Origin of the sequence: Roseateles subflavus, assembly GCF_030285365.1 — a bacterium.
GTDB classification, from domain to species: Bacteria; Pseudomonadota; Gammaproteobacteria; order Burkholderiales; family Burkholderiaceae_C; genus Roseateles_B; species Roseateles_B subflavus.
In genome coordinates this window covers 109,969-135,206 of the sequence record NZ_JASVDS010000005.1, presented here as the reverse complement: position 1 = coordinate 135,206, position 25,238 = coordinate 109,969, and the positions used below count along the sequence as shown (strand labels likewise).

The 25,238-nt window shown below is 70.1% G+C and carries 27 protein-coding genes and 3 tRNA genes; 6 read left to right on the top strand and 24 right to left on the bottom strand.

Going from position 1 to position 25,238, the window contains the following annotated elements; genetic code table 11:
• Positions 1 to 11 precede the first annotated feature (11 nt).
• From crcB to QRD43_RS17365, 3 genes are read right to left on the bottom strand one after another with little or no spacing between them, the layout of a single operon-like run.
• Positions 12 to 392 carry a fluoride efflux transporter CrcB gene (gene crcB / locus QRD43_RS17375; RefSeq protein ID WP_285983767.1) on the bottom strand — a complete coding sequence of 127 codons (381 nt, stop codon included), beginning with the start codon at positions 390 to 392 and terminating at the stop codon, positions 12 to 14.
• Complete coding sequence (locus QRD43_RS17370; protein ID WP_285983766.1) at positions 389 to 889, bottom strand: molybdenum cofactor biosynthesis protein MoaE; 501 nt, start codon at positions 887 to 889, stop codon at positions 389 to 391. The genes crcB and QRD43_RS17370 overlap by 4 nt, the downstream gene beginning before the upstream one ends.
• The gene (locus QRD43_RS17365; protein WP_285983765.1) at positions 882 to 1,601 is read right to left on the bottom strand and encodes a Crp/Fnr family transcriptional regulator; all 720 of its coding nucleotides are present in this window, start codon (positions 1,599 to 1,601) and stop codon (positions 882 to 884) included. The genes QRD43_RS17370 and QRD43_RS17365 overlap by 8 nt, the downstream gene beginning before the upstream one ends.
• Before the next feature lie 123 nt (positions 1,602 to 1,724).
• On the opposite strand from QRD43_RS17365, the gene QRD43_RS17360 reads away from it, so the two are divergent.
• Positions 1,725 to 2,267: an Mpo1 family 2-hydroxy fatty acid dioxygenase gene (locus QRD43_RS17360; RefSeq protein ID WP_285983764.1), complete on the top strand. Its 543-nt coding sequence runs from the start codon at positions 1,725 to 1,727 to the stop codon at positions 2,265 to 2,267.
• Between the two features lie 9 nt (positions 2,268 to 2,276).
• On the opposite strand, the gene QRD43_RS17355 is transcribed toward QRD43_RS17360, so the two are convergent.
• The 20 genes from QRD43_RS17355 to QRD43_RS17260 form a co-directional block, all read right to left on the bottom strand.
• Positions 2,277 to 2,858 (bottom strand): nitroreductase family protein, encoded by a 582-nt coding sequence (locus QRD43_RS17355; protein ID WP_285983763.1) that lies wholly within the window; start codon positions 2,856 to 2,858, stop codon positions 2,277 to 2,279.
• Positions 2,859 to 2,862: 4 nt separating this feature from the next.
• Positions 2,863 to 3,957 (bottom strand): iron-sulfur cluster carrier protein ApbC, encoded by a 1,095-nt coding sequence (apbC, locus tag QRD43_RS17350; protein WP_285983762.1) that lies wholly within the window; start codon positions 3,955 to 3,957, stop codon positions 2,863 to 2,865.
• Positions 3,958 to 4,068: 111 nt separating this feature from the next.
• The gene (locus QRD43_RS17345; protein WP_285983761.1) at positions 4,069 to 4,683 is read right to left on the bottom strand and encodes a LysE family translocator; all 615 of its coding nucleotides are present in this window, start codon (positions 4,681 to 4,683) and stop codon (positions 4,069 to 4,071) included.
• 34 nt (positions 4,684 to 4,717) lie between these two features.
• A complete protein-coding gene (locus QRD43_RS17340) occupies positions 4,718 to 6,307 on the bottom strand; it encodes a glycosyltransferase family 39 protein (protein ID WP_285983760.1) in 1,590 nt (529 codons plus the stop codon).
• A 218-nt stretch (positions 6,308 to 6,525) separates the two neighbouring features.
• Positions 6,526 to 6,601, bottom strand: a tRNA-Lys gene (locus QRD43_RS17335).
• Between the two features lie 39 nt (positions 6,602 to 6,640).
• Positions 6,641 to 6,716: transfer RNA gene (locus QRD43_RS17330), tRNA-Lys, on the bottom strand.
• A gap of 21 nt (positions 6,717 to 6,737) precedes the next feature.
• Positions 6,738 to 6,813, bottom strand: a tRNA-Lys gene (locus QRD43_RS17325).
• Positions 6,814 to 6,916: 103 nt separating this feature from the next.
• Positions 6,917 to 7,732 (bottom strand): tRNA threonylcarbamoyladenosine dehydratase, encoded by an 816-nt coding sequence (locus tag QRD43_RS17320; protein WP_285983759.1) that lies wholly within the window; start codon positions 7,730 to 7,732, stop codon positions 6,917 to 6,919.
• 105 nt (positions 7,733 to 7,837) lie between these two features.
• The gene (ybgF, locus tag QRD43_RS17315; RefSeq protein WP_434063903.1) at positions 7,838 to 8,626 is read right to left on the bottom strand and encodes a tol-pal system protein YbgF; all 789 of its coding nucleotides are present in this window, start codon (positions 8,624 to 8,626) and stop codon (positions 7,838 to 7,840) included.
• Position 8,627: 1 nt separating this feature from the next.
• Positions 8,628 to 9,152 carry a peptidoglycan-associated lipoprotein Pal gene (pal, locus tag QRD43_RS17310; protein ID WP_342399046.1) on the bottom strand — a complete coding sequence of 175 codons (525 nt, stop codon included), beginning with the start codon at positions 9,150 to 9,152 and terminating at the stop codon, positions 8,628 to 8,630.
• Positions 9,153 to 9,330: 178 nt separating this feature from the next.
• Positions 9,331 to 10,644, bottom strand: coding sequence for a Tol-Pal system beta propeller repeat protein TolB (tolB, locus tag QRD43_RS17305; protein ID WP_285983756.1), 1,314 nt, complete (start codon positions 10,642 to 10,644; stop codon positions 9,331 to 9,333).
• A gap of 116 nt (positions 10,645 to 10,760) precedes the next feature.
• Complete coding sequence (gene rng, locus QRD43_RS17300) at positions 10,761 to 12,242, bottom strand: ribonuclease G (RefSeq protein ID WP_285983755.1); 1,482 nt, start codon at positions 12,240 to 12,242, stop codon at positions 10,761 to 10,763.
• A gap of 129 nt (positions 12,243 to 12,371) precedes the next feature.
• The gene (locus QRD43_RS17295) at positions 12,372 to 12,974 is read right to left on the bottom strand and encodes a Maf family protein (RefSeq protein ID WP_285983754.1); all 603 of its coding nucleotides are present in this window, start codon (positions 12,972 to 12,974) and stop codon (positions 12,372 to 12,374) included.
• 5 nt (positions 12,975 to 12,979) lie between these two features.
• Entirely contained in the window at positions 12,980 to 13,447 is a 468-nt protein-coding gene (gene rlmH / locus QRD43_RS17290) for a 23S rRNA (pseudouridine(1915)-N(3))-methyltransferase RlmH (protein WP_285983753.1), read from the bottom strand.
• Between the two features lie 3 nt (positions 13,448 to 13,450).
• Positions 13,451 to 14,248, bottom strand: coding sequence for a ribosome silencing factor (gene rsfS / locus QRD43_RS17285; RefSeq protein WP_285983752.1), 798 nt, complete (start codon positions 14,246 to 14,248; stop codon positions 13,451 to 13,453).
• On the bottom strand, positions 14,249 to 14,884 hold the full coding sequence (gene nadD, locus QRD43_RS17280) for a nicotinate-nucleotide adenylyltransferase (protein ID WP_285983751.1): 636 nt from the start codon (positions 14,882 to 14,884) through the stop codon (positions 14,249 to 14,251).
• The gene (hemF, locus tag QRD43_RS17275; protein ID WP_285983750.1) at positions 14,875 to 15,810 is read right to left on the bottom strand and encodes an oxygen-dependent coproporphyrinogen oxidase; all 936 of its coding nucleotides are present in this window, start codon (positions 15,808 to 15,810) and stop codon (positions 14,875 to 14,877) included. Before hemF ends, nadD begins: the two co-directional genes overlap by 10 nt.
• Positions 15,807 to 16,487: a 1-acyl-sn-glycerol-3-phosphate acyltransferase gene (locus QRD43_RS17270; protein ID WP_285983749.1), complete on the bottom strand. Its 681-nt coding sequence runs from the start codon at positions 16,485 to 16,487 to the stop codon at positions 15,807 to 15,809. The genes hemF and QRD43_RS17270 overlap by 4 nt, the downstream gene beginning before the upstream one ends.
• Before the next feature lie 11 nt (positions 16,488 to 16,498).
• On the bottom strand, positions 16,499 to 17,779 hold the full coding sequence (gene purD / locus QRD43_RS17265; RefSeq protein WP_285983748.1) for a phosphoribosylamine--glycine ligase: 1,281 nt from the start codon (positions 17,777 to 17,779) through the stop codon (positions 16,499 to 16,501).
• Positions 17,776 to 18,501, bottom strand: a complete 726-nt coding sequence (locus tag QRD43_RS17260; protein ID WP_285983747.1) for a YebC/PmpR family DNA-binding transcriptional regulator — start codon at positions 18,499 to 18,501, stop codon at positions 17,776 to 17,778. The genes purD and QRD43_RS17260 overlap by 4 nt, the downstream gene beginning before the upstream one ends.
• A 133-nt stretch (positions 18,502 to 18,634) precedes the next feature.
• Here QRD43_RS17260 and QRD43_RS17255 point away from each other — a divergent pair, with 133 nt between their 5' ends.
• The 5 genes from QRD43_RS17255 to QRD43_RS17235 all read left to right on the top strand — a co-directional run bounded on the left by QRD43_RS17255 (position 18,635) and on the right by QRD43_RS17235 (position 24,776).
• Positions 18,635 to 20,230 carry a helicase HerA-like domain-containing protein gene (locus QRD43_RS17255; RefSeq protein WP_285983746.1) on the top strand — a complete coding sequence of 532 codons (1,596 nt, stop codon included), beginning with the start codon at positions 18,635 to 18,637 and terminating at the stop codon, positions 20,228 to 20,230.
• Positions 20,231 to 20,366: 136 nt separating this feature from the next.
• On the top strand, positions 20,367 to 20,882 hold the full coding sequence (locus QRD43_RS17250; RefSeq protein WP_285983745.1) for a DUF6622 family protein: 516 nt from the start codon (positions 20,367 to 20,369) through the stop codon (positions 20,880 to 20,882).
• Between the two features lie 24 nt (positions 20,883 to 20,906).
• Positions 20,907 to 22,058 (top strand): sensor histidine kinase, encoded by a 1,152-nt coding sequence (locus QRD43_RS17245; RefSeq protein WP_285983744.1) that lies wholly within the window; start codon positions 20,907 to 20,909, stop codon positions 22,056 to 22,058.
• Positions 22,055 to 22,867 carry a LytR/AlgR family response regulator transcription factor gene (locus tag QRD43_RS17240; RefSeq protein ID WP_285983743.1) on the top strand — a complete coding sequence of 271 codons (813 nt, stop codon included), beginning with the start codon at positions 22,055 to 22,057 and terminating at the stop codon, positions 22,865 to 22,867. The genes QRD43_RS17245 and QRD43_RS17240 overlap by 4 nt, the downstream gene beginning before the upstream one ends.
• Before the next feature lie 103 nt (positions 22,868 to 22,970).
• Positions 22,971 to 24,776, top strand: coding sequence for a glutamine--tRNA ligase/YqeY domain fusion protein (locus tag QRD43_RS17235; protein WP_285983742.1), 1,806 nt, complete (start codon positions 22,971 to 22,973; stop codon positions 24,774 to 24,776).
• A gap of 135 nt (positions 24,777 to 24,911) precedes the next feature.
• Here QRD43_RS17235 and QRD43_RS17230 read toward each other — a convergent pair whose 3' ends face one another.
• Positions 24,912 to 25,169 carry a hypothetical protein gene (locus tag QRD43_RS17230; RefSeq protein ID WP_285983741.1) on the bottom strand — a complete coding sequence of 86 codons (258 nt, stop codon included), beginning with the start codon at positions 25,167 to 25,169 and terminating at the stop codon, positions 24,912 to 24,914.
• Positions 25,170 to 25,238: the final 69 nt, after the last annotated feature.

The following is a 25,238-nucleotide window of genomic DNA, read 5'->3' as shown; positions in this document are numbered from 1 at the left end:
CCGCGCCAGACTCAGCTGAGCGCGGCCCGCATCAGCGCCAGGCCGGCGGCCGCGGCCATCAGCGAGCCCAGCACGTGCACGCCCGTGTGCACGAGCGCGAGGCCGACGTCGCCGCGCTGCAGCAGCGCGAGCGACTCGCCGGAGAAGCTCGAGAAGGTGGTGAGCCCGCCCAGGAAGCCGGTCACGACCAGCAGGCGCGCCGTCTCGTGGGGCATGCGGCCGAACCACTCCAGCGCCAGGCCGATCATGAAGCCACCGGCCACGTTCACCAGCAGCGTGCCGAGCGGAAAGCCCGTCCAGCGGGCATTGAGCCACAGCCCCGCGCCCCAGCGGGCCAGTGCCCCGGCGCTCGCGCCCAGGGCGATCGCCGCCACCTGCAGCGGCAGGCTCATGCCGCGGCTCCGGCGTTGTCGGAGGTGATGCCCCAGCGCGCCAGCGCGGCGTCGTCCACCTCGCGGGCGTCGACCCAGCGCGCGCCATCCGGGCCGTGCTCCTTCTTCCAGAACGGCGCCTGCGTCTTGAGGTAGTCCATGAGGAACTCGCAGGCCTGGAAGCCCTGCCCGCGGTGCCGCGAGCTGACGAACACGCCGACGATCTGCGCCCGCGGCGCCAGCGGCCCCACGCGGTGGATCACGCGGGCGGCGCGGATGTCGAAGCGGCGGTGCGCCTCGTCGATCATGGCCTCGATGGCGGCTTCCGTCATGCCCGGGTAGTGTTCGAGCTCCATCAGCGAGATGGCCTCCACGCCGGGCTGGCCGTCGCCGCCGCGCACGGTGCCCACGAAGCTCACCACCGCCCCCACGCCGCCGTCGTCGGCACGCAGGGCGGCGCACTCGGCGCTGAGGTCGAAGTCCTCGGTCTGGATGCGAACGCGCGGCAGCTTAGTCATGGCCGGGATTCTGCCCCAGCGCCGCCAGGGCGGGCGCGTCCAGCAGCGCGATGCCGCCGTAGCGCAGCGCGATGAAGCCCTGCGCCTCCAGCGACTTCAGCGCCTTGTTCACCGTCTGGCGGCTCACGCCCATCATCAGCGCCAGCTGCTCCTGCGGCAGGCGCAGTTCGCGGGGCGGGGCCTCGGGCGCGGGGGTCAGGTCTTGCTCGCCATAGCCCTGTGCGACCTGCAGCAGGCGCCGGGCGAGGCGCGCCTCCAGCGGCAGACGGGCGATGTCCTCCAGCACCTCGAAGGTCTGGCGCAGCTTGGCGCAGGCCAGGCGGGCGATGCTGCGCCAGTGCGCCGGGTTCGCGCCGAGCCAGTCCAGCAGCGCCGCCTCGGGCACCAGCCACAGGCGCGAGGGGCCATCGGCCACCACGTCGTGGGTGCGGGGCAGGCCGTCCAGCAGCGAGATCTCGCCGAACCACTGCCCCGGCTCCAGCCACGCGAGCAGGCTCTGCGAGCCGTCCGGGGCCAGGCGCCCGACCTTCAGCGCGCCGTCCAGCACACAGCACAGGCCCGCCGAGGACTGCCCCCGATGAAAGAGCCGCTCGCCATCCACCAGGCTCAGCCCGTGGCCGAGCGAGCGCAGGGCCTCCTGCAGGGCGGGCTCGCAGCGGGCGAACCAGCGGCTCCCGGCCAGGGCCCGGTGATCGGCGGCGTCGAGTGGCATGGGCGTCCGGACCTTCAGGCGCGGGTGTGGGTTTTGGAAGGGGCCAAGTGTCGAATGTTTGACAGTACGAATGCTCGCCGCTGCCTAAGCTGATGGATATCAAGACAAACGTGGAGACCCGCCATGGCCAGCCCCTTCCGCCCTGCCCTGGACCTGATGGCCCAGTACGCCGCCTACCACCGGGACCGCCGCAACATCGCCACGCACTTCGTGGGCATCCCGCTGATCGTGTTCGCCATCGGGGTGCTGCTGGCGCGCATCCCGCTGGCCGTGGGCGGTCTGGAGGCGAATGGCGCCTGGCTGCTGTGCGCCGTCACGGCGCTGTGGTACCTGACGCGCGGTGCCCTCGTGCTGGGCCTGGCGACCGTGGCCGTGAACGCCCTGCTGATGGCCCTGGCCACGCCCTTCGCCCAGGAGACGACCGCCGCCTGGCTGACCGTGGGCGTGGGCAGCTTCGTGGTCGGCTGGATCATCCAGTTCGTCGGCCACTACTACGAGGGCCGCAAGCCGGCCTTCGTGGATGACCTCGTGGGCCTGCTCGTGGGGCCGATGTTCGTCGTCGGGGAAGTGCTGTTCGCGCTGGGCTGGGGCAAGGACATGCTCGCCACCATCGAGAGCCGCGTGGGCCCCACGCTCATCCGCGACGCCCAGGCCCCGCAAGCCTGAGCCCGCCGTTCAGGCGCGCCCCGGCCAGCGCTGCAGCACCGCGTCCGCTGCCGGCTTGCGCGACGCACGGCCAGGCTTGGCTGCGGTGCCCAGGGCGATCCAGCCCAGCAGCGTCTCGCCGGGCTCGCAGAAGGCCGCCACGATGTCGGTGTCCCGCACCTTGGCCCCGGAGAGCATCTTGGCGCCATAGCCCATCAGGTGGGCCGCATTGAGGAAGTTCGCCAGCGCGCCGCCCACGCAGGCCCACTGCTCGTGCGCGGGGACCTGCGGGTGGCCCATGTCGATGCGGGCCACCACGGCCACGGTCACCGGCGGGCGCAGGGCCCGCTCGGCATCGAGAGCCGCCCCCGCCTCGTCCTTGCCCGCGCGCCGCGCCGCGGCCGCGAACAGCGCCGCCATGCGCTCGCGCGCCTCGCCGCCCACCCACTTGAAGCGGAACGGCACCAGCTCGCCATGATCCGGCCCGCGCAGCGCGACCTCGACCATGCGCTGCAGCTGCGCCTCGTCCGGGCCCGGCTCGACGAGATGCTTGGGGCCGACGGAATGCCGCGCCAGCAGTGCCTGCAGAAGGTCGGGAGCGGCCGCGCTCATGGCCTCAGCTGTTCTTCGAGATGGTGATGGTCGGGAACTTTGACGAGTAGTCCTTCGCCTGGCTCGCGATGCGCGCGGCCACCTGGCGCGCGATGCCGCGGTAGCGCTGCGCGATCTCGCCATCGGGGTCCGCCACCACGCTCGGGCGGCCGGCGTCGGCCTGTTCGCGGATGGACATCGCCAGCGGCAGCCCGCCCAGATACGGCAGGCCGTACTGCGCGGCCATCTTCTGGCCGCCCTCGGCGCCGAAGATGTGCTCGGCATGGCCGCAGTTCGTGCAGATGTGCACCGCCATGTTCTCGACCAGACCGAGGATGGGCACGCCCACCTTCTCGAACATCTTGAGGCCCTTCTTGGCGTCGATCAGCGCGATGTCCTGCGGCGTGGTCACGATGACGGCGCCCGTCACGGGCACGCGCTGCGACAGCGTCAGCTGGATGTCGCCGGTGCCGGGCGGCATGTCGACGATGAGGTAGTCCAGGTCGTGCCAGTTCGTCTGGCGCAGCAGCTGCTCCAGCGCCTGCGTGGCCATGGGGCCGCGCCAGACCATGGCCTGGTCCTCGGCGACGAGGAATCCGATGGACATGAGCTGGACGCCATGCGCCATCAGGGGCTCCATGGTCTTGCCGTCCTCGGACTGCGGCTGGCCGCTGGCCCCCATCATCAGGGGCTGGCTCGGGCCGTAGATGTCGGCGTCGAGCAGGCCCACGCGGGCGCCCTCGGCCGCCAGGGCCAGGGCCAGGTTGGCCGCGGTGGTGCTCTTGCCCACGCCGCCCTTGCCCGAGGCCACGGCCACGATGTTCTTCACGCCGGGCAGCAGCTGCACGCCGCGCTGCACGGCATGGGCCACGATTCGGGTGCTGATGCGGATGTCCACGCGGGCGATGCCGGGCACGCCGAGCGCCGCGGTGGTCAGCGACTTACGCAGCGTCTCGTGCAGGCCGGCGGCCGGGTAGCCCATCTCGAGCTCGAAGCTCAGGGCGTCGCCCTCGATGCGCAGCTGCCGGATCTGCTTGCTGCTGACGAAATCCTGCTGGGTGACAGGGTCGAGGACGCGCTGCAGGGCCTGCAGCACCAGGGCTTCTTGATTCATGCTCATGGGGGACTCTCGCAAGCCGGGCAGTCTAGCCCAGGGGACCTCGGCAAACGAGCGAAGGCCTTGAAAGGCCCGCCGCGCGAGGGGTTGCGCGCGCGGGCGCCGCGCGAGGCCTCAGCGCCCGGCGCGCGCCAGGGCGAGGCCGAAGCCGATGAACACGAGCCCGCTGCCGCGCTGGAACCAGCGGCGGCCCCGGGCCGAGCCGAGGAACTGCCGCACCGACTGCGCCGCCCAGGCGTAGAGGCTGTGGATGAGAAGCACCAGCCCCGCATAGCTGAGCACCAGTAGCACGAGCTGCGGCCCCGCCGGCCGGGCCGGGTCCACGAACTGCGGCAGGATGGACAGGAAGAAGACGATGGCCTTGGGATTCGTGAACTGCAGCGTCAGGCCCTCGAGGAAACGCCGCGACGGGCTCAGGACGGGCGCCTGCCCGGCGTCCGCCCAGTCCTGGGCCGGGGCACGCCACAGCTTGATCCCCAGCCACACCAGATAGCCCGCGCCGAGCAGCTGGATGACGGTGAAGGCCAGCGCCGACTGTGCCAGCAGCAGCCCGAGGCTCGTGGCCGAGATGCCGGCTACCACGGCTGCGCCTGCCGCCACGCCGGCAATGCCCGGCAGGCTGCCGCGCCAGCCGAGCCGCAGGGCGTTGTTGAGCGAGAGCATCACGCCGGGGCCGGGGCTGGCCACCGTCGCCGCGGCCACGAGCAGGAAGAGCAGGTACAGCTTCATCGCGCCATGCTAGCCGGCCTCGGCCGGCCGCGGTTCAGTGCAGCGGGCACAGGCCGGGCTTCTCCGGCGCCACGATGGACCATTCCACCTGCAGATGCGGGCCGGTGCCACGCCGCGTCCAGGGCAGGTCGATCTGCCCCTGGGCATAGGCCTGCTCGCGCAGGTCGTCGACGGCGGGCGGCAGCTGGCCCAGGTCGCGCACGTCGACCACGATCAGGGCCCCGCACTGGCGGATCATCTCCGGCTTCACCCAGGGGGACTTCTGCGGGTCGGCGTCGAGGAACACCAGCGGGTGCGTCGGCGCATGCACCGAGACATTGCCCGCCAGCCACGTCTCGCCCACGACGATGTGCAGTGCCCCCGGCTGGTGCTTGCGCCAGACGGCATCGACCTGCGCGGCCAGGTTCTGGGCGGGGAAGTTCGCGCGGGCCGGGCGGTCCTTGAGGTCCACCAGCCAGCCGTTGACCACGACCTGGCTCAGCGCCATCAGCAGCTCGAAGACGACCGCGATGGTGAGCGCCGTGCGCACCATGCGATGGGGCTCATGGGCCGGCACGAAGCGCATCAGCCACAGGCCCAGCACCACGAAGAAGGTCGCGGCCCAGGCGGATCCCAGCTTCACGCCGGCCACGCCCAGCAGGGACGTCAGCAGCACCGGGCCGAGGGCCATGAAGGTGATGAAGCGCGCTTCCGGACGCTCGGGCGCGTCTGCCAGCGGCCACCGCGCCTTGCCGCGCAGCAGCCCTGCCATCAGCCCCGTCGCCAGCAGCAGCGGCAAGGCGCGGCCGAACTGGATCACCACGAAGTTGGCCAGCCGCCCCCAATGGCCAAGCGTGGAGGCATCGTTCTCGCCGTTGACGGCCTTGCTCACGTAGCCGAGGCTCGGCGCGCCCTCGCGCAGCAGCCACTGGATGTGCGGCGCGAACAGCACCGCAGCCACCAGCAGGGCAAGACCTGCCCCCAGCCAGGGGCGCAGGCGGCGCATGCGCACGTCCTGGAGCATCCACAGGCCCAGCACCGCCAGCCAGATGAGCGCGCTGTACTTGGTCAGCATGCACAGCGCCGCCGCGAGACCGGCCAGCAGCCAGCGGCCCCAGCCGCCCTCGCGCACGGCCAGCAGGCCCGTCCACAGCAGCAGCGCCACGGGCATGAGCTGCACCGTGTTGTGGTTGGCCATGATGCCGTGGATGCCGTGGTAGATCAGCAGGCTGCTCAGCAGCACGGCGCTGAGCGCGCGTGCCGGCGACATCACCAGCAGGCCGATGCGCCAGACCATGTAGAGCATCAGCACCACGCTCAGCTGCGCGGCGAAGAAGGTCACCCAGATCGAGTTGCCCAGCAGCGTGGTCCAGAAGCTGAGCCACCAGGTCGGGAACGGCGGATGCTTGTAGTAGCCCCACTGCAGCGACTGCTGCCAGACGAGCTGCTCGATGTTGTCCCAGGGCGGCGCACGGTGGGTCAGCGCGGAGCTGACGACCCACAGCAGCAGGTGAAAGACCAGAAAGCCGACGAGCAGGCGGCCAGCGTCGCGGCGGCTCTGCATGTCCAGCTGCCAGGGCCCCAGGCGCAGGCCGACGCCCCGGGGCGCCGCGCCCAGGCTGAGGGTGTCCTTGCTGCTGTCCATCGCCCTGTGATCCCCGGAATCCATGCCGCGCCGGGAAGAGGCGCGGACAAACCCCGAATGATACTGAAACAAATCTTCACAGGCGCGTCGGCGGTCGGGATTGGCACCTTGAAGCGGCCGGCAAGCGTGCAAAGGCGCACGAGGAGCGACCGGCACCGGGCCGAGCACACAGCGCAAAACAAAAAGGGACTCGTCTTTCGACGAGTCCCTGTCTGTTTTGGTGGGCCCTGTAGGATTCGAACCTACGACCAACGGATTAAGAGTCCGCTGCTCTACCAACTGAGCTAAGAGCCCAATCCCTCATCGCCTTCGATCACGCCTGCCAAGAAAACTTGGTGGGCCCTGTAGGATTCGAACCTACGACCAACGGATTAAGAGTCCGCTGCTCTACCAACTGAGCTAAGAGCCCGTGATCGAAACCGACCGAAACTGGTGGGTTGTGCAGGATTCGAACCTGCGACCAACGGATTAAAAGTCCGCTGCTCTACCGACTGAGCTAACAACCCGAGCCTTGTTGAGCTACGGCTGCCTCAACGACCCGGCTTGTTTAAAGCCGTTTGCTTCAGCGCTGTACTCATCAGCAGAGCCTCAGATTATAGGAGCAGTTTTTCAGTCCGCGCAAGAGGTTTGCAAAAATTCTTTCACCAGCTCCGCGGCGGCAGTCATGCCGAAGGCCGCGGTGACCATCACGCTGGAACCATAGCCCGCGCAGTTGAGGCTGCCGTCCACCGGGCCCGGCGCGCCCCCGTCCACGGCGCAGGCCGCCTCCGGTCGCTGCACCGCTTCGCGCGAGAACACGCAGCTCACGCCCATCTTGCCCTGCCGGGCCAGGCCGTGCTCCTTGCGCAGGCGCTGGCGCAGGCTCGCCAGCAGCGGGTCGTGCGTGGTGAGGGCCAGGTCTTGCACCTCCAGCAAATGCGAGGCTCGCTTGCCGCCGGCAGCGCCGACCGTCACGAAGGCATGGCCCGTCTGCCGCGCCCAGGCCGCCAGCGCCGCCTTGGCACGTACCTGGTCGCAGGCGTCGATGAGGCCGTCGATCGCCCGCCCCTGCAGCAGATCCGGCCAGTTGCCCGGCTCGACGAACTCCTCGATGCCCACCACCCGGCACTGGGGATGGATATCGCGGATGCGGTCCCGCAGCGCGTCGATCTTGGCCATCCCCACGGTACTGCCCAGCGCCTGGATCTGGCGGTTGATGTTGGACTCCGCGACCTGGTCGAGGTCGATCAGCACCAGCTCGGCCACGCCGCAGCGTGCGAGCGCCTCCACGGCCCAGGACCCCACGCCGCCCACGCCCACCACGGCAAAGCGCGCGCCGCGCAGGCGCTGGTAGTCGCGCTCGCCATACAGACGGCGCAGGCCGCCGAAGCGGCGCTCGCTGTCAGGGTCCGCAACGGCGGGGATGGGCGGGGGCTGTTCGCTCATGGCGTTCATGGTGACACATCAGAAATGCAAAACCCCGCCTGAGCAATCCGGGCGGGGTTCGGGGAATCGTGAGGATGGGGCCAGGTCTTGCCTGACCCGCCATGACTACTTGAGGGCCTTGAGTCGTTCCTTGGCGGCTTGCGCTGCCTCGGTGCCGGGATAGGCCTTCACGAGATCTTCCAGACTGCGCTTGGCGGACTTCAGGTCCTTGAGCTCGATCTGGCAGTTGGCCAGGGCCAGCAGGGCCTCGGCGGCACGCGGGTGCTCGGGGTTGGCCACGATCAGCGACTTGAAGCTGGTGATCGCGTCGCGGTAGTCGCGCTTGCCGTACTGGGCATTGCCCAGCCAGAAGCGGGCCGAGTCGGCGTAGCCGCTGGCGGGATAGCGCTTCAGGAAGGCATTGAAGCCGGACACGGCCTCGGCGAAATCACCCTTGCGCACGGCGCCGATGGCGGCTTCGTACTGACGGCGTTCCTCGGGATCGACGTTGAATTCCTTGCCGTCGAGGCTGACCTTCTGCGGCTCCAGCGGCTTGAGGCGGGCGTCCAGGTTCTGGGCCTGGTCGGTGACGCGGCGCTGGGTTTCGGCGAGGTCGCGGGCCAGCTGCTCGTTCTGACCGCGCAGCTTGGCGATCTCCACGCGCAGGGCCTCGATCTGGGCACTGAGGTCCAGCAGGCTGCGCGCTTGCGCCGACTGCTGGTCCTGGGACTGCGAGCTCAGCTGCTCCTGGCGGACGCGCTGGGCGTCCTCCATCTGCTGCAGCTTCGCCCGCAGGTCCAGGATGGCCTTGCGGGCCTCGTCATCCTCGAACAAGCCGGCACGCGCCGGCAGGCTCACGGCCAGGGTCGCGCAGACCAGGGCCAGGGCACTCAGACGGGGTCGCAAGGCCTGCATCTCACTTGTCCTTCAGTTCGACGCGACGGTTCTTGGCCCAGGCTTCCTCGTTGTGGCCTTCCACAGCAGGACGCTCCTTGCCAAAGCTCACCGGCTCAGCCTGGCCAGCGGCCACGCCCAGCAGGCTCATGGACTGAGCCACGGCCTCGGCACGCTTCTGGCCCAGGGCCAGGTTGTACTCGCGGCCGCCGCGCTCGTCAGCGTGGCCTTCCAGGCTCAGCTTGACCTTGGCGTTGTTCTTCAGACGCTTGGCGTGGGCTTCGATCAGGGGGGTGTACTCACCCTTGACCACGAAGCTGTCGAAGTCGAAGAAGACGGTGCGGCCCTTGGCGTTGGCGGCGTTCAGCAGCTCGGAGTCCAGGTCCACGGTGTTCACCTTGGTCACGGGCGGCGGCGTTTCCTTCTGGACGACCGGGGGCTGCGCGGGCGGGGTCACCACCGGTGCCGGCTCTTCCAGCTTGGTCGACGAGCAGGCGGCCAGACCGGCAGCCACGAGCACACCCAGTGCCAACTTGTGCAATTGCATCATTTCTCTCCTTGGATCCTCAATGTCCGTTTGTTCACTTCGAACGCATCCGGCGGCCGAGGCGGTCCCGGCTCGGGCCGTATTTTGACTCAAAGCCCACATGACTTCGGGCACAGGCCACGATCAGATGGAACCAAATGCTGCCGGGGGGTCATGAATGGCGGTCGCCCCCACCCCTTCAGCGGCCGAACGGCCCCCACGTCGGCTCGCGCACATCGGCCGTGCTGGCCACGAGCTTGGCCTTGATGCGGCCGTCCAGCGTCGTCGTCATCAGCACGTCGCGGCCGCCGGCCCGCGTGGCGTAGACGATCAGCTTGCCGTTGGGCGCGAAGCTGGGGCTCTCGTCGTCGGTGGACTCGGTGATCTTCTGCGACTGCCCCGTCACGAGGTCCATCACGCACAGGCGGAACGTCGAGCCGCCCTCGCGGGTGATGAAGGCCATGGTCTTGCCGTCCGGGCTGAGGGACGGGCTGATGTTGTAGCTGCCGTTGAAGGTGACGCGCTGGGCCTCGCCTCCAGTGGCCGGCATGCGGTAAATCTGGGGCGAGCCGCCGCGGTCACTGACGAAGTAGATCTGCTGGCCGTCCGGGCTGTAGACCGGCTCGGTGTCGATCGCGCGGGTCTGGCTCAGGCGGCGCGGATCCCCGCCGTTGCGGCTGATGGTGAAGAGCTGCGAGCCGCCGGCCAGCGACAGCGTGAGCGCCAGGCGCTGCCCGTCCGGCGAGAAGGCCGGTGCGCTGTTGGAGCCGCGGAAGTCGGCCAGCGCACGGCGGCGGCCGGTGGAGAGGTCCTGCAGCCAGACCACGGCCTTGCGCGTCTCGAAGGACACATAGGCGATCTCGCGCCCTTCCGGCGACCACGCCGGCGAGATGATGGGCTCGGGGCTGTTCAGCGCGATCTGGCCGCCCTCGCCGTCGGCATCGGTGATGCGCAGCTGGTAGCGCGGGCCGGTCTTGGTGACATAGGCCATGCGGGTGGCGAAGACGCCGCGGTCGCCCGTGAGCTTCTGGTAGATGCTGTCGGCGATGCGGTGGGCGGCCAGGCGCACGTCGTCGGGGTGCACGGCCTGGGCCTCACCGCCCTGGTCCTGCCCGCGGACGACGTCCCAGAGTTTGTGCCGCACGTCGAGCCGGCCGTCCGCCAGGCGGGCGATGGAGCCGGCGGCCAGGGCGTCGGCCTGCTTGCCGCGCCATTCATTGAAGTTCGGGCTGATGGCCTCCGAGAGCCCGGCCGGCGTGGCCACGGAGCGGAACTGGCCGCTGCGCTCAAGGTCGGCCCGCACGATCGCGGCGACGGACTGGCCGGCCAGCGACTCGTCCCGGAAGTCTGCGATGGCGATGGGGATCTGCGTCCCGCCCACGCCGGAGATCTCGACGCGGAACTGGGCCCGGGCCGGCAGGCTGAAGGCGGCGGCGGAGGCCGCGCAGGACACCAGCAGGCGGCGGCGCAGCGGGTTGCTCGGGGACGGGACGGGCAGGAAGGTGCGGTTCATCGGCGAGTCGGGAAGTCAGCGTTCGGACGCAGCGCACGTCGGCTGCAAGGGCCGCCAGGACGCGAGCCCGGCGGCGGTCCGCCGATTGTGCCGCAGGCGGCCTCCCCTGCCGGGAATCACAGTAACACGATGTCGTAGTGCTCGGTCTGGTTGGTCGGCTCGGCGGTCAGGGAGATGGGCCGCCCGATGAAGTCCGAGAGGCCGGCCAGGTGCTGGCTCTCCTCGTCCAGCAGCATCTCGACCACATTGGCCGCCGCCACCACGCGGAACTCCTTGGGCGCGAACTGCCGCGCCTCGCGCAGGATCTCCCGCATGATGTCGTAGCAGACCGAGCGGGCCGTCTTGACCTGGCCGCGGCCCTCGCAGGTCGGGCACGGCTCGCAGAGCATGCGCGCGAGCGACTCGCGGGTGCGCTTGCGGGTCATCTCGACGAGGCCCAGCTGCGTGAAGCCCCCCACGGTGACCTTGGTGCGGTCCTTGGCCAGCTGCTTGCGGAACTCCGACAGCACCGAGGCGCGATGCTCCTCGCGGGTCATGTCGATGAAGTCCACGATGATGATGCCGCCGAGATTGCGCAGGCGCAGCTGCCGGGCGATGGCGCCGGCCGCCTCGAGGTTGGTCTTGAAGATCGTGTCGTCGAAGTTGCGGGCGCCGACGAAGCCGCCGGTGTTGACGTCGATCGTCGTCATCGCCTCGGTCTGGTCGATGATGAGGTAGCCGCCGGACTTCAGGTCCACCCGGCGCGCCAGGGCGCGATCGATCTCGCCGTCGATGTTGTGGAGGTCGAAGATGGGCCGCTCGCCGCGGTAGTGCTCGAGCTTGGCCACGGCGGCGGGCATGTACATCTCGCCGAAACCGTGCAGCACCTCGTACTGCATGCGGGAGTCGATGCGGATGGAGCCCGTGCGCTCGCTCACCAGGTCCCGCAGCACGCGCTCGACGAGGCTCAGGTCCTGATGCAGCAGCGTGCCCGGCGGCGAGCGGAAGCTGCGCTCGCGGATCGTCGCCCAGGTCTTGCGCAGGTAGGCGATGTCGGAGCCCAGCTCCTCGTCGCTCGCGTCCTCGGCGTTGGTGCGCAGGATGAAGCCCCCGCCGCCGCCCTCGTCCGCCTTGCCCACCAGGGCCTGCATGCGCTGGCGCAGCTGCTCGCGGGTCTCGGGCGAGCCGATCTTCTGGGAGATGCCGATGTGCTCGTCCTGCGGCAGATGCACGAGCATGCGCCCGGCGATCGAGATCTGCGTGGACAGCCGCGCGCCCTTGGTGCCGATGGGGTCCTTGATGACCTGCACCGTCAAGGCCTGACCCTCGAAGACCAGGCGCTCGATGGGCGTGGGCGTGCCGCTCTCGGCATGGTGGCCGCGGCCCGTCTGGCCCGCGATATGGAGGTCGGCCACGTGCAGGAAAGCAGCGCGCTCCAGGCCGATGTCGATGAAGGCCGACTGCATGCCCGGCAGCACGCGCGCCACCCGGCCGGAGTAGACGTTGCCGACCAGGCCGCGCTCCAGGGTGCGTTCGACGTGCAGCTCCTGCACGGCGCCGTTCTCGACCACGGCGACGCGTGTCTCCTGGGGAGACCAGTTGATGAGGATATCTTCCATTGCTTGGGCTCCAGCGCTCGCGCCAGCGGTGGCATCACCGCTGGCGCCAGCGTTCGAGGCGGCGTCTTGCACGTCGGCGCAAGACCTGACCCCATCATGCCAGGGTCCGGGCGGCGGGGGCCGCGGCCGTCAGACCTTCAGGCCGAAGTCCGCCAGCAGCTGCGCGGTCTCGTGAAGGGGCAGGCCCATGATGCCTGAATAGCTGCCGGCGATGTGGGAAATCCAGGCCGCGGCCTGGCTCTGGATGGCATAGGCGCCGGCCTTGCCCATGGGCTCGCCGCTGGCGGCGTAGCGGCGCAGCGCCTCGTCGTCGACGGTCGCGAAACGCACCGTCGAGACGCTGACGCGCAGCGCCCGGCGCGCGCCCTCGCCCACGGCCACGGCCGTCAGCACGCGGTGCTCCTGGCCATTCAGGCAACGCAGCGTCGCGAGCGCATCGTCCGCATCGCGGGGCTTGCCGAGGATGCGGCTGCCCAGTGCCACCGTGGTGTCGGAGCACAGCACCGGCGCCACGGGCAGGCCGCGGCGCTGCCGTCGCGCCAGAGCCGCATCGAGCTTCGCGAGGGTCACGCGCTGCACGTAGGCATCGGGGCTTTCGCCCTCGCGCTCGGCCTCGAGGGCTTCCGCGTCCTCGTCGGCACCGGGCAGCAGCAGCTCGTGCCAAACGCCGATCTGCTCCAGCAACTGGCGGCGGCGCGGGCTCTGCGACGCCAGGTAGATGAACTCAGCCATGGGCCTCACTCGCGGTGGTAGGGATGGCCTTCCATCACGGACCAAGCCCGGTACAGGGCCTCGGCCAGCAGCACGCGCACGAAGGCGTGCGGCAGCGTGAGATCGGAAAGTCGCAGCAGCTCGTCGGCCTTGGCCTTGAGGTCGGGGTGCAGGCCGTCGGGGCCGCCGATGAAGATGGCGACGTCGCGACCATCGCCCTTCCAGCGTTCCAGACGCTCGGCCAGCTGCTTGGTCGTGACGCGGTCGCCGCGCTCATCCAGCACGATGCGCCGCACGCTCTTGGGCAGCGCCGCCTCCAGCCGCTGGCCTTCCGCGGCCATCAGCTGCTCGGGGCTCTTGCCGCCCCGGGGCTCGGCCTTGACGGCCTTGAGCTCCAGGCGCATTTCCGGGGGGAAACGCTTGGCGAAGTCCTCGTAGGCCTCGTCCGCCCAGCCGGGCTGACGCTGGCCCACGGCCATCAGCAGGAGACGCATGCCTTACTTGGCAGCCTTCTTCGCGGCGGGCTTGCGAGCCACGGGCTTGGCGGCAGGCTTGGCCGCCGACTTGACCGGCGCACGCTTGGCCGCCGGCTTGGCCGCGGCCTTCACCGGGGCCTTCTTGGCGGCCGGCTTCTTGGTGCCGACCTTCACCGTCACGGCTTCCTTGGTGCGGGGGCTCAGCTCGGTGCTGCGGCGCTTGGCCGGGGCCTTGGCGCCGGGCTTGGCGGCGGTCTTGGTCGCGGCGACCTTGGTGCCGGTGGTCTTGGTGGCGGCCTTCTTCGCGACCGGCGTCTTGGCCGCGGCCTTCTTGGCTGCCGGCTTCTTGACGGCGGCCTTCATGCCGGCGGTTTCCTCGCTGACAGCCTTGGCGGCCGGCTTCTTCGCGGCGGACTTCTTCGCGGGCTTGTCCTCGCTCGCGTCCTCCGAGGCCTTGACCAGCTTGGTCTCGCCGGTGGCGACCTTCAGCTTGACCGGCTTGCCGCCCCAGATCTCCTCGAGGTGGTAGTACTCGCGGATGGCGGGCTGCATCACGTGCACGACGGCGGCGCCGCAGTCCACGATGATCCATTCGCCGTTGTCCTCACCCTCGGTGCGCATCACCGCCATGCCGCGGCCCTTGACGGTCTCGCGAACGCTGGAAGCCAGGGCCTTGGTCTGACGGTTGCTCGTGCCAGAGGCGATGATCACGCGCTCGAACAGGGGCGAGAGGTGCTCCGTGTTGAAGACGACGATGTCTTGCGCCTTGACGTCTTCCAAACCATCGACGATGGCTCGCTGCAGTTTACGAATGTCCATTCAGTGCTCGCTGTAAAGACGGTGCTGGGCAATATAGCGCGCAACCCCGTCGCCCACCATGGGCGTGATGTCCTCGCCACGCTGGCATTGCCCGCGCACGAGGGTGGAGGAAATCTCCAGGGCCGGCATGTCCAGCCGGACCACGCGATGAGCCACCGCCGCCACCTCGGGCGCCGCGCTCACCGCCTGACCTGCCCGGGCCGCGACGGCCAGGGTGAGTCGCTTCAACAGTTCCTGCCAGCGATGCCAGCTGGCGAGGCGCGCGTACTGGTCCTGGCCGATGACCAGGAACCATTCGCGCCGCTCCGGAAAGCGCAACTGCAGCGCCTCCACGGTATCGATCATGTAGCTGGGCCCGGGACGGTCCAGCTCGGTGGTGTCGACCACGAAGCGCGGCTCGCCGGCGACCAGCGCCTGCACCATCGCCAGACGGTGCGCCGGCGATGCCAGCGTCCGGCCCTTCTTCTGCCAGGGCTGGCCCGCCGGCAGCCAGCGCAGCCCGGCCAGGCCCAGTTGCTGCAGGGCCGTGCGGGCGAGGCTCAGGTGCGCGAGATGCGGCGGGTCGAAGGAGCCACCGAACAGCCCCACGGGGCCGGCAGTGCCGGTGCCCGTGGCGGTGTCCGGGCTCAGAGCCATAGATGCGTGGCCTTCTCGCTCGCCCAGTCGCGCGGGCGAAGGAAGTCGGTATAGAGCCGCGCCTCGGGCGTGCCCGCCTCCGGGTGCCAGTCATAGCGCCACTTCACGAGCGGCGGCATGGACATCAGGATGGACTCGGTGCGCCCGCCCGACTGCAGGCCGAACAGCGTGCCGCGGTCGAAGACGAGGTTGAACTCGACGTAGCGGCCGCGCCGGTAGGCCTGGAAGTCGCGTTCGCGCTCGCCGTAGGCCAGACCCTGGCGGCGCTCGACGATGGGCACGTAGGCCGGCAGGAAGGCATCGCCCACGGACTGCATCAGGCCGAAGGCGGCATCGAAGCCGCCCTCGGCGTGGTCGTCGAAGAAGACGCCGCCGATGCCGCGCGGCTCGTTGCGGTGCTTCAGGAAGAAGTACTCGTCACACCACTGCTTGAAGCGCGGGTAGTGCTGGGCGCCATGCGGCTCCAGCGCGGCCTGGCAGGTGCGGTGGAAGTGCTGGGCGTCGCGCTCGAAGCCGTAGTAGGGCGTGAGGTCCATGCCGCCGCCGAACCAGACCACCGGCTCGGCCCCCGCCGGCAGGGCCGCGAACATGCGCACGTTCATGTGGACCGTGGGCACGAAGGGGTTGTGCGGATGCAGGACCAGGGACACGCCCATGGCCTCGAAGGGCGCGCCGGCCAGCTCGGGCCGGTGCTGCGTGGCCGACGGAGGCAAGACCCGACCCCGCACGTGCGAGAAGTTGCAGCCACCGCGCTCGAAGAGGCCGCCGTTCTCGATCAGGCGCGTCAGGCCGTCGCCCTCCAGGCGCCCGCCGGGCTCACGCTCCCAGCCGTCGCTGATGAAGGGCTGACCGTCGAGCTGCTCCAGCCCGTGGATGATGCGCTGCTGCAGTCCGAGCAGGTAGTCGCGCACCAGCTGTGTGTTCATCGCTTGGAGCCTTTCAGGGTGATCGGGCTGGCCTGGTCGGGCCGCTTGCCCTTCACGGGGGCCAGGTATTGCGCGAAGTGGGCGAAGTCCCGCTCGGGCTGGCCGCACAGCTGCACGAAATGGGTGAGGTCGACCACCCGGCGCTCGAAGTCGAAATAGGCCAGGCCCACAGGAATGCCCGCCTGCACCGCCACGTGGTAGGCGCCGGAGCGCCAGCCGTCGGTCCGCGAGCGCGTGCCCTCGGGCGCCAGCGCGAGCCAGAAGATCTGCTGACGCTGCTGGGCCGCACGCACCTGGGCGACGGTGTCCGCCACCACGCCGTTGGCGCTGGAACGTTCGACGGGAATGCCCCCGATCCAGCGCACCCAGGACCCGAAGACGGGCAGCTTGAAGAGCGAGTCCTTGCCCCAGAACTTCAGCTCCAGCCCCAGGCCCCACTTCGCCAGGACGCCGATGACGAAGTCCCAGTTGGAGGTGTGGGGGTAGACCATGATGACCCCCTGCCGTGCCGGCAGCCCGCTGTACACGAGGCGCCAGCCGAAGAGGCGCAGGAGGCCGCGTGCCAGGCGGCTGCCCGGCCGGCGCAGGCGCTCGCCGCCCTCGATCACGCGGGGCATGCCGGGCTGGCCGTCGGGCGAGCTGGGAACGAAGGACGACACGGTGGGGGTGCTGCTCATGGACCGGCCGATCAGCGCTTGATGGCGCGGTAGCCGATGTCCTGGCGGAACTGCATGCCGTCGAACTGGATGCCGTGCAGCGCCTGGTACGCGCGCTGCTGCGCGGTGCGCACCGATTCGCCCAGCGCCGTCACGCACAGCACGCGGCCGCCGTTGGAAAGCAGCTGGCCGTCCTTCAGGGCCGTGCCGGCCTGGAAGACGATGGCATCCTCGGTCTCGGCAGGCAGGCCGGAGATCACGTCCCCCTTGCGCGGGTTCAGCGGGTAGCCCTCGGCGGCCATCACCACGCCCAGCGCCACGCGGCGGTCCCATTGCAGCTCGACCTGGTCCAACGTGCCGTCCGTGGCGTGCAGGAGCACCTCGAACAGATCGCTCTTGAGGCGCATCATGATGGGCTGGGTCTCGGGATCGCCCATGCGGGTGTTGAACTCGACGGTGCGGGGCTGGCCCTGGTCGTCGATCATCAGCCCGGCATAGAGGAAGCCGGTGAAGGGGATGCCGTCGCGCGCCATGCCCTGGATCGTGGGCATGATGATCTCGTGCATGGCCTTGGCGTGGACGTTGGGCGTCACCACCGGCGCGGGCGAGTAGGCCCCCATGCCGCCGGTGTTCGGGCCCTCGTCCTTGTCGAGCAGGCGCTTGTGGTCCTGGCTGGTGGCCAGGGGCACGACGTGGCGGCCGTCGCACAGCACGATGAAGCTGGCTTCCTCGCCCTGCAGGAACTGCTCGATGACGACGCGCGCGCCGCCCTCGTTGTGGACCACCCCGAGCTTGTTGTCCTCGAGGATCCAGTCGATGGCCTCGTGCGCCTCGGGCAGCGTCATGGCGACGACCACGCCCTTGCCCGCGGCCAGGCCGTCGGCCTTGATGACGATGGGCGCGCCCTGCGCATCCACGTACGCATGGGCGGCGGCCGCGTCGCTGAAGGTCTCGTAGGCGGCCGTGGGGATGCCATGGCGCTTCATGAAGTCCTTCGCGAAGGCCTTGCTCGATTCCAGCTGTGCAGCGGCCTTGGTGGCGCCGAAGATGCGCAGGCCGCGCGAACGGAATTCATCGACCACGCCGGCCGCCAGGTAGGCCTCGGGGCCCACGACCGTCAGCGCGATCTTCTCGGCCTGCGCGAAGTCGGCCAGGGCCTTGACGTCGCTGAGAGCCACGTTCTTGAAGCGCGCATCCTGCGCCGTGCCGCCGTTGCCGGGGGCCACATAGACGTGGCTCACGCGCTCGCTCTGCGAGAGCTTCCAGGCCAGGGCGTGCTCGCGGCCGCCGTTGCCGAGGACGAGGACCTTCATTGTTCGATGCTCGCGTTGTGATAGACCTCCTGGACGTCGTCCAGGTCCTCGATCACGTCCAGCAGCTTCTGCATGCGGGCGGCGTCGTCGCCGGCGAGGTCGATGGTGTTCTCGGCACGCATCGTGACCTCCGCGATCTCGGCGGTGAGGCCGGCCGCTTCCAGCGCGTTCTTGACGGCCTCGAAGTCGCCCTGGGCGGTCAGCACCTCGATGGAGCCGTCGTCACCCGAGATCACGTCCTCGGCGCCGGCGTCCAGGGCCACTTCCATGACCTTGTCCTCCGACGTGCCGGGCGCGAAGACCAGCTGGCCGCAGTGCTTGAACTGGAAGGCCACCGAGCCTTCCGTGCCCAGGTTGCCGCCGTGCTTGCTGAAGGCGTGACGCACCTCGGCCACGGTGCGCACGCGGTTGTCCGTCATGCAGTCCACGATGATGGCCGCGCCGCCGATGCCGTAGCCCTCGTAGCGGATTTCCTCGTAGGTCACGCCGTCGAGGTTGCCGGTGGCCTTGTCGACGTTGCGCTTGATGTTGTCCGCCGGCATGTTGGCGGCCTTGGCCTTGTCGATGGCCAGCCGCAGGCGCGGGTTCATGGCGATGTCGCCGCCGCCGGAACGGGCGGCCACGATGATTTCACGGGTCAGACGGGTCCAGACCTTGCCCCGCTTCTCGTCCTGACGGCCCTTGCGGTGCTGAATATTGGCCCATTTGCTATGACCAGCCATATGTCTTGTTCTCCGGGTCGGCCGCCTGGCGCCGGACGTGATTCCCCTGTGGAATTCCGTGCGCTCCAGCCGTGATGGTGTTGGATAGACTGCGATTTTAGCTTTCGCCACCACCTCTTCCCCGGAGCCCCGCATGGCCGACCCCATCCTGCTCGCCCGACACGGCGAGATCGAGTGCCACCTGCTGCCCGCCCTGGCCAATCGCCACGGGCTCATCACGGGTGCCACCGGCACCGGCAAGACCATCAGCCTGCAGAAGCTGGCCGAGAGTTTCAGCCTGCTCGGCATCCCCGTCTTCATGGCCGACATCAAGGGCGACCTCACCGGCATCTCGCAGGCCGGCCAGCCCTCGGAGAAGCTGCAGGCGGTGCTCAAGGAGCGCGCCCTGGACGTCCCCGCTCCCGTCGCCTGCCCCACCACGCTGTGGGACGTCTTCGGCGAGCAGGGCCACCCCGTGCGCGCCACCATCTCGGACATGGGACCGCTGCTCATCGCCCGCATGCTGGCCCTGAACGAGACGCAGACGGGCGTGCTGCAGCTCGTCTTCAAGATCGCCGACGACCAGGGCCTGCTGCTGCTGGACCTGAAGGACCTGCGCGCCATGCTGCAGCACGTGGGCGAGCATGCCAGCGAGTTCACGACGCAGTACGGCAATGTCTCGGCGGCCTCCATCGGCGCCATCCAGCGCGGCCTGCTGCAGATCGAGGCCCAGGGCGGAGACAGTTTCTTCGGCGAGCCCATGCTCAACATCGCCGACTTCATGCAGACCGACGCGGGCAAGGGCGTCATCAACATCCTGGCGGCCGACAAGCTCATGGCCGCGCCCCGCCTCTACGCCACCTTCCTCCTGTGGCTGCTGTCCGAGCTGTTTGAGACGCTGCCGGAGGTGGGCGACCTGGACAAGCCCAAGCTCGTCTTCTTCTTCGACGAGGCCCACCTGCTGTTCAAGGATGCGCCGGATGCGCTGGTCGAGCGCATCGAGCTGGTGGTGCGCCTGGTGCGCTCCAAGGGCGTGGGCGTCTACTTCGTGACCCAGAACCCGCTGGACATCCCCGACACCGTGCTCGGTCAGCTGGGCAACCGCGTGCAGCACGCGCTGCGCGCCTTCACGCCCCGCGACCAGAAGGCCGTCAAGGCCGCAGCCGAGACCATGCGCGCCAAGCCGGGGCTGGACATCGCCACCGCCATCAGCGAGCTGGGCGTGGGCGAGGCCCTGGTGAGCCTGCTGGACGAGAAGGGCCGGCCAAGCATCACGGAACGCGTCTTCGTCCTGCCCCCGGGCAGCCGGATCGGCCCGATCACGCCCGAGCAGCGCCAGGCCCTGCTGCAGCACTCGCTGGTGGCCGGCGTCTACGAGACGCTGCTGGATCGCGAGTCCGCCTATGAACGCCTGAAAGGTGCCGCACCGGCCGCCGCGGGGGCGCCCTCTCGCGCTGGCACGCCAGCCCCGGCTCCCGCCGGCGAATCGATGGCCGACGAGGCCCGGCGCGCGATGCAGCGCGGTTCGGCCCCGGCCCCGGCTCCGGCGCCCGAAGCCAGCGGCGGGCTGATGGACGGTCTCAAGGACGTGCTCTTCGGCAGCACGGGCCCGCGCGGCGGTCGCCACGAGGGGCTGGCCGAGGCTGCCGCGAAGTCCGCCCTGCGCAGCATGGGCAGCTCGCTGGGCCGCGAGATCGTGCGCGGCGTGCTGGGCAGCATCCTCGGCGGGGGCGGCAGCCGGCGTCGCTGAGGGGGCGGCGCGCTGCATTTCGCGCCGCGCCACCGCCGTTCGCGACGGGTGCCGTCGCCTCGTCGCGCCCCCGCAGACGCCTGGCAGGGCCGCCGGCACAGTGCAGCCATCGACACCCCGCTTCAAGGAGCCCACGATGAGCAGCACCGCCCTCCCCCTGATCCTCGGCCAAGTCCCCGCCTGGGTCTGGTTCCTGCTGGTCGCCCTGGTCGCCCTCGGCCTCTCGCAGACCCGTGACCGCTGGGTCAGCGCCGCCCGGCTGCGCCGCATGCCGCTGGCCTTCGTCGCCTTCTCCGCCTGGAGCACCGTGGGCGCCTTCGGCTGGCAGGCCTTCACCGTGCTCGGCTTCCTGGCCGGCCTCTCGGCCACCCGCCAGCTGATCGCCGCCAGCGGCTGGCCCGGCGCCGCCCGCCACGATGCCGGCCGCAACGCCTACTTCGTGCCCGGCAGCTGGGCGCCCCTGGCCGTGATGATGGGCATCTTCGCGATCAAGTTCCTGCTCGGCATGACTCTGGCCATGAGCCCCGCGCTGGCACAGCAGGCGCCCATGGTGCTGGGCGTGAGCGCCCTGAACGGCGCCCTGGGCTCGATCTTCCTGGCCCGCTCCCGCAACCTGATGAAGCAGGCCGCGCCAGTCAGCCCGCTGGCCTGAGACGCTGCTGCACAATCGCCCGCCATGAGCGCCACGCCCTCCGCCTATCCCATGAGCCCCCCCGAGCAGCGAGGCTGGCACCACTTCCTGCGCCACGGCGCCCTGGCGGCCCTGTGGTGCGGGGTGATCGGGCTGCTGCTGGCGGCGCTGTCCGGCTGGCACCGCCCCGGGACCCAGGTGATCTACTCCTTCTGCATCGGCATGAACTGCTGGCTGCTGATTGACGGCGGCCGCCTGCTGATCGCCCGGCGTCTGCGCCGGCGCTACCCCGGCTGCGAGGGCTTCGAGCACGGCTGGCCGGGCTGGCCCTGGATGGTGGTCTGTGTGATCGGCGGCGCGCTGGGCGGCTTCACGATCGGCCAGCTCCTGGGGGACGCCCTCACCGGCCTGCGCACGCGCAGCCTGTGGTCGGCCCAGTGGAGCCAGCTGGCGACCACGCTCACGATCACCGGCCTGGCGTCCCTGGGCGGCACGGCCTTCTTCTACACGCGGGGCCGGATGACCGCCGCGCAGATGGAGGCCGAGCAGGCCCGCCGGGTCGCGGCCGAGACCCAGCTCCTGCTGCTGCAGGCGCAGCTCGAGCCGCACATGCTGTTCAACACGCTGGCCAATCTGCGCGTGCTGATCGGGCTCGATGCCACCCGCGCCCAGACGATGCTGGACCAGCTGATCGCCTTCCTGCGCGCCACGCTGGAGGCCTCACGCGTCGGCCATCACCCGCTCCAGACCGAGTTCGCGCGGCTGCAGGACTACCTCAGCCTCATGCAGGTGCGCATGGGCGAGCGCCTGCAGGCCCGCTTCGAGCTGCCGCCGGCGCTGGCCGGCCTGTCCCTGCCGGCGCTGCTGCTGCAGCCCCTCGTCGAGAACGCGATCAAGCATGGCCTCGAGCCCCAGATCGAGGGCGGCGTGCTGGAGGTCTCTGCCCGTCTGCAGGGCGAGGACTGCCTGCTGATCGTCGCGGACAGCGGCCGTGGCCAGGCGGCCTCCCCGGGCACCGCCGGCACCGGATTTGGCCTGCAGCAGGTCCGGGACCGCCTGCAGGCCCGCTACGGCGATGCCGCGGGCCTCAGCCTGAGCTACCCCGCCGAGGGCGGCTGCCGCATCGAGATCCACATCCCCCATCGCCTGATGAGCGCCCCTGCCCCTGGACCGGCGCCAGCCCCCACCGCCTCATGAACCCCATCGCCCTGATCGCCGAAGACGAGCCCCTGCTGGCCGAGCACCTGAAGTCCGAGCTGCAGCAGCTGTGGCCGGAGCTGGCGCTGCTGCCCATTGCGCCGCACGGGCAGGCCGCCGTGGACCTGGCCCTGGCCCGCCGCCCGAGCCTGTGCTTCCTCGACATCCGCATGCCCGGCCTCAGCGGGCTCGAGGCCGCCGCGGCGCTGGCCGAGGACTGGCCCGACGACACGCCCTTCCCCTTGCTGGTCTTCGTGACCGCCTTTGACCAGTACGCCCTGCAGGCCTTCGAGCACGCGGCCGTGGACTACGTGCTCAAGCCCGTGCAGCGCGAGCGACTCGCCCAGACGGTGGCGCGGCTGAAGCAGGCCCTGGCGCAGCGCCAGGCCTCGGCCAGCCCGCCGCTGGATGCCACCCTGGCGCAGCTGCGCCAGCTGCTTGCCCCGGCGAGCGGCGTTGCGCTCGCGCCGGCGCCGGCCGTGCCGCGCCTGCGCCTGCTGCAGGTCAGCCAGGGGTCGAGCATCCAGATGGTGCCCGTCGAGGACGTGCTGTTCTTCGAGGCCGCCGACAAATACGTCCGCGTGGTGACGGCGCAGAAGGAGCACCTGATGCGGCTGTCGCTGCGCGAGCTGCTGCCCCAGCTGGACACCGAACTCTTCTGGCAGGTCCATCGGGGCACGGTGGTGAAGGCGGCCGCCATCGAACGCGCGGTGCGCGACGAGCAGGGCAAGCTGACCCTGCACCTGCGCGCGCACCCCGAGAAACTGGGCGTCAGCCGCCTCTACGCGCACCTGTTTCGCGGTCTCTGAGCCGCCAGTGCCTCGCGTCGCCGCGCGGCACCGATAAAATCCGCCGCTTCCCATCTCCAACGAGGGAGCGGCGGCCCCCGCCGCACGCTCCTGACCACCCCCGATGTCCGAGCCCAAGACCGCCCCCGACGCTGAGGCCCTCAAGCCCAACAACTTCCTGCGTGCCATCATCGAGCGCGACCTGGAGCAGGGTTACGGGGGTGAGCGCCGCTTTGGCGCCGGCCCGGGCGACGCCCCGCACCATGCCGCCGGCCCGCTGGATCCGGCCCGCCTGCGCACCCGCTTCCCCCCCGAGCCCAACGGCTACCTGCACATCGGCCACGCCAAGAGCATCTGCCTGAACTTCGGCCTGGCGCGGGACTATGGCGGCGAATGCCACCTGCGCTTCGATGACACCAACCCGGAGAAGGAAGAGCAGGAGTACGTCGACGCCATCCAGGAAATGGTGGCCTGGCTGGGCTGGTCGTGGCAGGCACCGGCCGCCCACGGCGAGCGCAGCAACCTGTACTACGCCAGCAACTACTTCGACGTCATGTACCGCGCCGCCGAGTACCTGATCGAGCAGGGCCTGGCCTACGTCGACGAGCAGACGCCCGAAGAGATGCGCGCCAACCGCGGCGACTTCAGCACGCCGGGCACCAACAGCCCCTTCCGCGACCGCAGCCCGGCCGAGCACCTGGCCCGCTTCCGCGAGATGCGCGACGGCGTCCACCCGGACGGCGCCATGGTGCTGCGCGCCAAGATCGACATGGCCTCGCCCAACATCAACATGCGCGACCCGGCCCTGTACCGCATCCGCCGCGCCACCCACCACAACACGGGCGACAAGTGGTGCATCTACCCGATGTACACCTTCGCGCACCCGATCGAGGACGCGCTGGAGCGCATCACCCACTCCATCTGCACGCTGGAGTTCGAGGACCAGCGCCCCTTCTACGACTGGCTGCTGGAGCACCTCGCGCAAGGCGGCCTGGTGGCCCGCCCCCTGCCGCACCAGTATGAATTCGGCCGCCTGAACCTCAGCTATGTGGTGACCAGCAAGCGCAAGCTGCGCCAGCTGGTGGAGGAAGGCCATGTGAACGGCTGGGACGACCCCCGCATGCCGACGCTCGTGGGCATGCGCCGCCGGGGCTACACCCCGGAGAGCATCCGGGCGATGGTCGAGTCCACCGGCGTGACCAAGCAGAACGCCTGGATCGACTACAGCGTGCTGGACGGCTGCCTGCGTGCCGACCTCGAGGGCAAGGCCGCGCGCGCCATGGCCGTGATCGACCCGGTCAAGCTCAAGCTCAGCAACTTCGCCGAGATCTTCGGCAGCCTCGATCACCGCGAGCCCTGCAGTGCCCCGGCGCATCCGCACCTGCCGGAACTGGGCCAGCGCGCCTTCAGCCTCGGCCCCGAACTGTGGATCGAGCGCGAGGACTTCATGGAAGTGCCCAGCAAGGGCTACCACCGCCTGTATCCGGGCAACAAGGCACGCCTGAAGGCGGGCTACGTGATCGAATGCACCGGCTGCGAGAAGAACGAGGCCGGCGAGATCACCGCCGTGCTGGCCACGCTGGTGCCGGACACCAAGAGCGGCACCCCGGGCGCCGACGCCGTCAAGGTCAAGGGCGTGATCACCTGGGTGGCCGTGCACGAGGCGGTCCAGGCCGAGCTGCGGCTGTATGACCGCCTCTTCACCGAGGCGCAGCCGGACGCCGGCGGTCGCGACTTCCTGGAGGTCATCAACCCCGCCAGCAAGCGCGTGGTGACGGGCTATCTGGAGCCCTCGCTGGCCGCGGCCCCGGCCGATGTGAAGGTGCAGTTCGAGCGCCACGGCTACTTCGTGGCTGACCGCGTCGATCACCGCAGCGACAAGCCCGTGTTCAACAAGATCACGGGCCTGCGCGACGGCTGGGGCAAGTGAGGCCCGCGGCGCAGGCCGCCGCTTCAAGGACAAGACCGCCCGAGGGCGGTCTTTTTCATGGCGGGCGGCCGGTGCGCGGCGGCGTCCTGTCGAGCAGGGGGCCCGCGGCGGCGGCGCGCGCCGACCGAGGCGGGCTCAGCCGCGGCTCGTGACCACCGGCGCCGCGTACTCGTGGCCGACGACGGCGCGGGCGAAGAGGTAGTTCTCGCGGGCCCGCTCGCTCAGCGCATCCAGGCTCACCTCGCCTCGGGCATTGCAGGGAAAGGCCAGCGCCTTGCCCGCATGGAACAGGGACTGGAACCTCAGCTCGAAGCAGCGGTCCAGGGCCGGCTCGAGGCGCGGCTCGCTGCTCCCTGCGTCACGCAGGGCGGTGGTGCTGTCGATGATGTTCATGATCCTCTCCAACGACGCCCTCATCTTTGCTGCGGGCTTGATACAAGACTAGGCCCCGTTCACGGGGAT

What these genes read in the sequence shown, in the direction of transcription:
- QRD43_RS17230 (WP_285983741.1), bottom strand. Translation starts at nt 25,169, where the DNA reads ATGAACATCATCGACAGCACCACCGCCCTGCGTGACGCAGGGAGCAGC.
- purD (WP_285983748.1), bottom strand. Translation starts at nt 17,779, where the DNA reads ATGAAGGTCCTCGTCCTCGGCAACGGCGGCCGCGAGCACGCCCTGGCC.
- QRD43_RS17260 (WP_285983747.1), bottom strand. Translation starts at nt 18,501, where the DNA reads ATGGCTGGTCATAGCAAATGGGCCAATATTCAGCACCGCAAGGGCCGT.
- QRD43_RS17235 (WP_285983742.1), top strand. Translation starts at nt 22,971, where the DNA reads ATGTCCGAGCCCAAGACCGCCCCCGACGCTGAGGCCCTCAAGCCCAAC.
- QRD43_RS17370 (WP_285983766.1), bottom strand. Translation starts at nt 889, where the DNA reads ATGACTAAGCTGCCGCGCGTTCGCATCCAGACCGAGGACTTCGACCTC.
- QRD43_RS17365 (WP_285983765.1), bottom strand. Translation starts at nt 1,601, where the DNA reads ATGCCACTCGACGCCGCCGATCACCGGGCCCTGGCCGGGAGCCGCTGG.
- pal (WP_342399046.1), bottom strand. Translation starts at nt 9,152, where the DNA reads ATGCAATTGCACAAGTTGGCACTGGGTGTGCTCGTGGCTGCCGGTCTG.
- rsfS (WP_285983752.1), bottom strand. Translation starts at nt 14,248, where the DNA reads ATGGACATTCGTAAACTGCAGCGAGCCATCGTCGATGGTTTGGAAGAC.
- QRD43_RS17255 (WP_285983746.1), top strand. Translation starts at nt 18,635, where the DNA reads ATGGCCGACCCCATCCTGCTCGCCCGACACGGCGAGATCGAGTGCCAC.
- QRD43_RS17355 (WP_285983763.1), bottom strand. Translation starts at nt 2,858, where the DNA reads ATGAGCGCGGCCGCTCCCGACCTTCTGCAGGCACTGCTGGCGCGGCAT.
- rlmH (WP_285983753.1), bottom strand. Translation starts at nt 13,447, where the DNA reads ATGCGTCTCCTGCTGATGGCCGTGGGCCAGCGTCAGCCCGGCTGGGCG.
- QRD43_RS17270 (WP_285983749.1), bottom strand. Translation starts at nt 16,487, where the DNA reads ATGAGCAGCACCCCCACCGTGTCGTCCTTCGTTCCCAGCTCGCCCGAC.
- QRD43_RS17295 (WP_285983754.1), bottom strand. Translation starts at nt 12,974, where the DNA reads ATGGCTGAGTTCATCTACCTGGCGTCGCAGAGCCCGCGCCGCCGCCAG.
- QRD43_RS17320 (WP_285983759.1), bottom strand. Translation starts at nt 7,732, where the DNA reads ATGAGCGAACAGCCCCCGCCCATCCCCGCCGTTGCGGACCCTGACAGC.
- QRD43_RS17240 (WP_285983743.1), top strand. Translation starts at nt 22,055, where the DNA reads ATGAACCCCATCGCCCTGATCGCCGAAGACGAGCCCCTGCTGGCCGAG.
- QRD43_RS17340 (WP_285983760.1), bottom strand. Translation starts at nt 6,307, where the DNA reads ATGGACAGCAGCAAGGACACCCTCAGCCTGGGCGCGGCGCCCCGGGGC.
- nadD (WP_285983751.1), bottom strand. Translation starts at nt 14,884, where the DNA reads ATGGCTCTGAGCCCGGACACCGCCACGGGCACCGGCACTGCCGGCCCC.
- rng (WP_285983755.1), bottom strand. Translation starts at nt 12,242, where the DNA reads ATGGAAGATATCCTCATCAACTGGTCTCCCCAGGAGACACGCGTCGCC.
- tolB (WP_285983756.1), bottom strand. Translation starts at nt 10,644, where the DNA reads ATGAACCGCACCTTCCTGCCCGTCCCGTCCCCGAGCAACCCGCTGCGC.
- apbC (WP_285983762.1), bottom strand. Translation starts at nt 3,957, where the DNA reads ATGAGCATGAATCAAGAAGCCCTGGTGCTGCAGGCCCTGCAGCGCGTC.
- hemF (WP_285983750.1), bottom strand. Translation starts at nt 15,810, where the DNA reads ATGAACACACAGCTGGTGCGCGACTACCTGCTCGGACTGCAGCAGCGC.
- QRD43_RS17345 (WP_285983761.1), bottom strand. Translation starts at nt 4,683, where the DNA reads ATGAAGCTGTACCTGCTCTTCCTGCTCGTGGCCGCGGCGACGGTGGCC.
- QRD43_RS17245 (WP_285983744.1), top strand. Translation starts at nt 20,907, where the DNA reads ATGAGCGCCACGCCCTCCGCCTATCCCATGAGCCCCCCCGAGCAGCGA.
- QRD43_RS17250 (WP_285983745.1), top strand. Translation starts at nt 20,367, where the DNA reads ATGAGCAGCACCGCCCTCCCCCTGATCCTCGGCCAAGTCCCCGCCTGG.
- QRD43_RS17360 (WP_285983764.1), top strand. Translation starts at nt 1,725, where the DNA reads ATGGCCAGCCCCTTCCGCCCTGCCCTGGACCTGATGGCCCAGTACGCC.
- crcB (WP_285983767.1), bottom strand. Translation starts at nt 392, where the DNA reads ATGAGCCTGCCGCTGCAGGTGGCGGCGATCGCCCTGGGCGCGAGCGCC.
- ybgF (WP_434063903.1), bottom strand. Translation starts at nt 8,626, where the DNA reads ATGCAGGCCTTGCGACCCCGTCTGAGTGCCCTGGCCCTGGTCTGCGCG.